The organism is Paraburkholderia sp. (genome assembly GCF_034668105.1).
Lineage (GTDB): Bacteria > Pseudomonadota > Gammaproteobacteria > Burkholderiales > Burkholderiaceae > Paraburkholderia.
The window spans coordinates 1-5,616 of sequence record NZ_JAXDPY010000349.1; the positions used below are offsets into that span (position 1 = coordinate 1).

Below are 5,616 nucleotides of genomic sequence, written 5' to 3' on the forward strand. Positions count from 1 at the left end.
TAAGGCGCGCTTTGAAGAAAACGTCAGCAGATCGATCAGCGAACGGTTGCGCGCGTCACCAAAGCCAGCTAGTTCGACCGTGCCGGCGACGCGCAAGCCGTCGCTCATCGGCGTCATGTAGAAGCCGCGCTCGGCCCACCCGACCGGACGCGACACCAGGTGCTGCGCGCCGGGAAAGCGGACGTGATACCCCCGCTCCGTATCGAGCGGGACAGGATCGCGGCATTGTTTGGCGAACTGGGCGGAACGCGCGCCGGTGGCGATCACAACGTGGCTGAATTCGCGCGTAACGCCTTCAAAAGTCACACTGGCGCCTTCCGCGCAAGGCTGCACTGCGTCGACAGCGAGACGTTCCAGCTTTAAACCTTGCGCGACAAGCTGCTGATAAAGCGTCTGCAGAAAGCCTTGTGGATCGGCGAAATGCCAACTGTTGCTGAACAACACACCTCGCTCGAAGATCGGCGCCAGCGACGGTTCGAGCGCGCGGATATCGCCACCGTCGAGCACATCGAAGGCGACGCCGAGCTTTTGACGCAGCTCGAGCGCGGGACGCGCGGCATCGAACGAGGCCACGTTCGAATACAGATACAGGCACTCACGCGGCCGGACGAAACGCGCCAGGTCCGCCTCGGCAAGCAAGGGCGCATAACCCTCCTGCGCGCGATCGAGCAACGCGGCGAGTGCGCCGGCGCTCGCTTCGTAACGGCGCGGCAGCGAACTCATCATGAAACGCGCAAGCCATGGTGCAAGATGGGGCAGATACCCCCAGCGCAATCTGAACGGACTCTCGTTCGAGAGCAGAAAGCGCGGCAAATCGCGGAATACGGACGGATTGTTGACCGGAATACAGGCATAGTTCGCGAAGGTCCCGGCGTTACCGAACGACGCACCTTGCCCCACCCCGGCCGGATCGAACAGCGTGACTCGATGGCCGTCGCGCATCAATGCCGCAGCGCTCGCGAGGCCGATGAATCCCGCACCGATAATGGCAATCTCCGGCATCACTTTCGCCCTTCCCTTGCATGGCCGCGAGCACGCCGACAATGGCCGCCACGACGCCCTATGAGTGGCGCCTCTGTATGCGCGCCCCAGACAAACATCCGCAATCAGAATCACACAATATTTTTTTGTGTGCAATTAAAACGCACATTGTGTGGTCCTGGCATTTTCCCTGGATGGGCCATGGCGCAATCCTTGCTGATCGGGCAATCGCAGACGCCAAGCAGGTTGAACGATGCCGTTCGGGCGTTGCACCGGCGCTTGTCTGGTATAGAATCGGCAAAAATCCGCACAATCGCGGACAAAGACGATTTTGTATGGAGACATGGGTTCTTATGGCTTCTGGCAAAGACACGGCACGTGAGGCCAACGGCGCACCGGCGCAGACGAAGCGCTCGACGTACGTCGAGGTGTCCAGTTCGATCGAGAGCGAGATTCGTAGCGGCGTCTATCCGCCGGGCAGCCGCTTGCCGCCGCAGCGGCAACTTGCCAGCGAACTCGGCATCAATGTCTCGACGGTGTCCCGCGCGTACAAGGAATTGCAGTTACGTGGGCTGGTGATCGGCAGCAAACGGCGCGGTTCCCTCGTAACCGGCGGCGCGATGCCCAGCGTCGAACCTGCGCAAGCCACGAGCAATGCTGCGATCGACCTCACCGTCAATCGGCCGGCCACCCGCGAGTTTTTGAACTGCCTCGCACGCACGCTTGCGGAATTGCCGCGCGATCCGCGTTATCCGCAATTGCAGGAATACCAGCCCCCTCAGGGGCCGCTATGGGCGCGCGCCGCCGGCGCCCGTTGGATGGCAGCGCCTGGCTTTACGCCGCCGCCCGATCACGTGGTTGTCACGAGCGGTGCGCAGCATGGCTTGTATGCGGTGCTGAACAGTCTGATCGGCACGGACGGTGTGATCCTCGCCGATCAGCTCACCTACTACGGCCTGAAGGCCCTCGCGCCGGTTTTCCAGTTCGAGATCGTCGGCATTCCGAGCGATCGCGACGGCCTGCTGACCGATGAAGTGGAGCGTGCCTGCCGGCGCATGCCGGTGAAGGCGATCTTCACGGTACCGAATCTGCAGAACCCGACCGTCACGACGATGAGTCTGGAGCGCCGCATGGCGCTCGTCGACATTGCACGCCGGCATGGCGTGGCGATCATCGAAGACGACGTCTATGGGCCGCTGGTTTCGCAGCGCTTGCCCACTATCGCCAGCCTGTGTCCGGAATTGACGTTCCACCTCGCGGCGACCTCGAAGATCCTCGCCCCCGGCTTGCGACTCGGCTATCTGCTGAGTCCGCCGGACAGTTCCGCGCTTTGTGCGGAGGCGGTGCGCACCACGGCGTGGATGCCCGCGCCGATGTCGATGCTGATCGCGTCTATCTGGATCGAGGACGGTACCGCGCGCCACATCATGGACGCGCAACTTGCCGAAATTCGCGCACGGCAGGATCTCGCGCGCGAGTTGTTACCGCAGGAATTGCTGCAAACCGACCCGGCGTGCATGTTCGTGTGGCTCAAGCTGCCGCCGCCGTGGCGTGCCGACGACTTTGCGGCCAATGCGAAGGCGCGTGGCGTGGTCGTGATGCCGTCGTCGGCATTTGCCGTGGACAGGTCGGAGATCGAACACGGCGTACGCATCAACCTCGCCTGCGCGACGAGCCGCGATCAGCTTGTGAGTGCACTGCGGCTGTTGACGGGCACGCTCAAGGATCGTCCTCGGGCCCTGTTCGGGACGATCTGATCGCGGCTTCCACGTTCTCCAGATGACCGCGCCGGCCTGGGCGTTTCAGATCAAATTTGTTTGCCGGCAAAGGAATAAACGCTCGACACCGCACGTTCAATAACCGCAATCCCCATCGGTCAAGAACCCCATCGGTCAAGAAACGAGGTGCGGTCATGAAGTCTGTGCTTAAGGTATTGGGCGGCGTCGTGAGTGGCGCGGCGCTAACGGGTCTCGTCGCGTGCGGCGGCGGCTCCGGGTCGATCACCGCGCAGTCGTTCACCACGACCGCGCTGGTCTCCGACGGTGCGGTGTCCGCGCCCCACACCGACCCGAATCTGAAAAACGGCTGGGGCATCGCGTTCAATCCAAAGGGCTTCGTCTGGGTCGCCGACAACGGGACCTCGGTCGCGACGCTCTATGACGGCAACGGCGTGCCGCAATCCCTGATCGTCAGCATCCCGAATGGAACCAGCGGTCCGGCGAATCCGACCGGCATCGTGTTCAACGGCACGACGGATTTCACCGTCACTCAGGGTGGCAAGACCGGCGTGGGTGCCTTTATCTTTGCTGGCGAAGGTGGCACGATCACCGCGTGGGCGCCGGCGGTCGCTCCCACGGCTGCGATCGTCATGTTCGACGGCGGCAGCGGCGGCGCGGTCTACAAGGGGCTCGCACTCGCCAGCAATGGCACGGCGAATTTTCTTTATGCCACCGACTTTCACAACAACAGGATCGACGTGTTCGACAAGAACTTCGCGAAGGTCGCGATGCCCGGCAAGTTCCAGGACGCCTCACTGCCGGCCGGCTTTGCGCCGTTCGGCATCCAGGCGATCGGCGCAAAACTTTTCGTGACGTACGCCAAACAGGACGCGGTCGCGCATGACAATCTCGACGGTGCGGGGCTCGGCTTCGTCGACGTATTCGATACCGGCGGCAATCTGATGCAGCGCTTCGCGTCGGCCGGTCCGCTGAACGCACCGTGGGGCGTTGCGCAGGCGCCGGGTAACTTCGGCCGGTTCAGCGGCGACGTGCTGATCGGCAATTTCGGCGACGGCACGATCAACGCCTTCGATCCGGCAAGCGGGCAATCACTCGGCGCGGTCAATCTGTCAAATGGAACCACGTTCGTACAACCGGGGCTTTGGGGCCTCGCGTTCGGCAACGGGCTCGATAATCAGCCGGTCAACACGCTGTTTTTTGCTGCGGGGCCTAATGACGAAGCAGACGGGGTTTATGGACGGATCGACGTGAAAATGTGAACGGCGCCGCGCGCGCTCGCAGTGCATCGGACTCGGGCGCGCGCTGCGGCGCCATACGGCGCGGATTCGCACTCGCCATGAACCGCGCCATCCGCGCCTAACTCTTCACGCTACGCAACGCGCAAGCAGACAGCGACGCGAGACGCTCCACACTCAGCAACCGCGCGATGCGTTTCAACGCATGGCGTACGCGGCCCCGCAGATGCGCCACGCGCATGCGGCGCCAGAACCGGTCCGGCACAAAATCCACGAAACGCGCCTCCTTTTCCAGCAGTGCCTTGCCGCCCGGCAAATGGACGAACGAACAGCAGCGAAACCAGCGCACGTCGCGATAATTGTTGCCGGGCCAATGGCGGCCGACGGCCTGATATGCACCCACCTCGATCAGAGCCTGCCCTTCGTCGGCCAGCACATTGAGTGCCGCTGAAATGAACGCTTCATCGCCATGGTGTCTCAAGCGGTCGATTTCGGTGATATAGCGCGCGTAACTGGCGCGCGCGCACGGCACCAACCGGCGCAATGCGGCGGGCGTCGCGAGAAGAAACTCGCCACCGTACCAGCGCGGATTTCTGAGCCGCCTGTCCGCCACGATTTCAAGGTCCGCCACGACATGTTCGCTGCCGTATGGCGGAAACACCTGATCCGAAATATCGAACGCGCCGAGCCCTGCTTCGGCACAGCGCTCGATCAGATCATGGTTGAGCGGAAGCAGCGCGACCATGTCCGCGTCGAGCAGCAGCAGCATGGTGTCGGCGGGCAGCGAATCCGCCATCTGGTCCATCAGATCCAGCTTGAAATGCGCGGCGTAGAACGACGTGTTCTTCGGCAACTCGATCCGCGCATTCAACGTCATCAGCGCGGGCCGGCGTTCCGGCGTCACGCTTTCAAGCCGTTGCGCGACTAGCGTCGGCGCATTGGTCATGATGGTCAGCGTCGGCATGCCAACCTGCCGCAAGCTGTTGTTCAGGCAGATTGCCTGACTCACGTACGAGAGCGGATCGCGATTCGTCGAGTTGGGACCCGGACTCGCATCGACATCCACATAAACCAGCGTGCAGGGAAAAAGATTCACGTTGTTCCTCACAAGACGTGAGAGACGGTTCGCTTTTTCCCGCGCTGCCGTTATTGTTCGCGGATCGATCCACATGTCCTTTCGTGGGGCAAGCCAGAAGCTCGTGCGAGGGGTGCTACCGTCATGCCGCGGTTCGCGCCTTTATGGCGTCACGCTCGAACCGGGTGTGCTGATCTGCGGCGATGGACTCGGATGAACCGGGGCGCAGGGATCAGGTATGACCTATCGTTTCACGTCCTTGCATTGCCTTTCCGCCAAAAGCCAGCAAGACGCAACGCGGCTGCCGTCATTCGGCTTTCGGCCGGTCGGAAATACGCGGCAAAGTCCGTGTTCCAAGGTTGGGCGAACAAGTTACCTGAGCGCCGAGGCGAATTTCGCGTCAACCTTCGGCCGTGCTGTCTTCGCTGTATCGCATGCCGTGCGTGCTGAGCAAACGGTACAGCGTTGCGCGTGAAATGCCGAGTTCGGGATCGCGCGTGAAGTAGACGACATGCCGCGTAATGGCCTTCATTTTCTGCATTGTTTTTTTGCTTTCCCGCAGAGCCTGCGCTGAGACGCATGGCGT

At 62.3% G+C, this 5,616-nt stretch carries 4 protein-coding genes and 1 pseudogene; 2 read left to right on the top strand and 3 right to left on the bottom strand.

Annotated elements, in window-relative coordinates:
• Positions 1-1,002 (bottom strand): FAD-dependent oxidoreductase (locus QOC89_RS15750; RefSeq protein ID WP_323045858.1); only part of this gene is annotated, 1,002 nt, incomplete at its 3' end.
• A 332-nt stretch (positions 1,003-1,334) separates the two neighbouring features.
• On the opposite strand from QOC89_RS15750, the gene QOC89_RS15755 reads away from it, so the two are divergent.
• On the top strand, positions 1,335-2,738 hold the full coding sequence (locus tag QOC89_RS15755; RefSeq protein WP_323045859.1) for a PLP-dependent aminotransferase family protein: 1,404 nt from the start codon (positions 1,335-1,337) through the stop codon (positions 2,736-2,738).
• A gap of 155 nt (positions 2,739-2,893) precedes the next feature.
• Positions 2,894-3,979 carry a TIGR03118 family protein gene (locus QOC89_RS15760; protein ID WP_323045860.1) on the top strand — a complete coding sequence of 362 codons (1,086 nt, stop codon included), beginning with the start codon at positions 2,894-2,896 and terminating at the stop codon, positions 3,977-3,979.
• A 97-nt stretch (positions 3,980-4,076) separates the two neighbouring features.
• Here the strand turns inward: QOC89_RS15760 and QOC89_RS15765 are convergent, their stop codons facing one another.
• Both QOC89_RS15765 and QOC89_RS15770 read right to left on the bottom strand, forming a co-directional pair.
• Positions 4,077-5,051, bottom strand: a complete 975-nt coding sequence (locus tag QOC89_RS15765; protein ID WP_323045861.1) for a hypothetical protein — start codon at positions 5,049-5,051, stop codon at positions 4,077-4,079.
• Between the two features lie 379 nt (positions 5,052-5,430).
• Positions 5,431-5,616: pseudogene (locus QOC89_RS15770) on the bottom strand (sigma-54-dependent Fis family transcriptional regulator); the annotation flags it as partial.

What these genes read in the sequence shown, in the direction of transcription:
- QOC89_RS15760 (WP_323045860.1), top strand. Translation starts at nt 2,894, where the DNA reads ATGAAGTCTGTGCTTAAGGTATTGGGCGGCGTCGTGAGTGGCGCGGCG.
- QOC89_RS15755 (WP_323045859.1), top strand. Translation starts at nt 1,335, where the DNA reads ATGGCTTCTGGCAAAGACACGGCACGTGAGGCCAACGGCGCACCGGCG.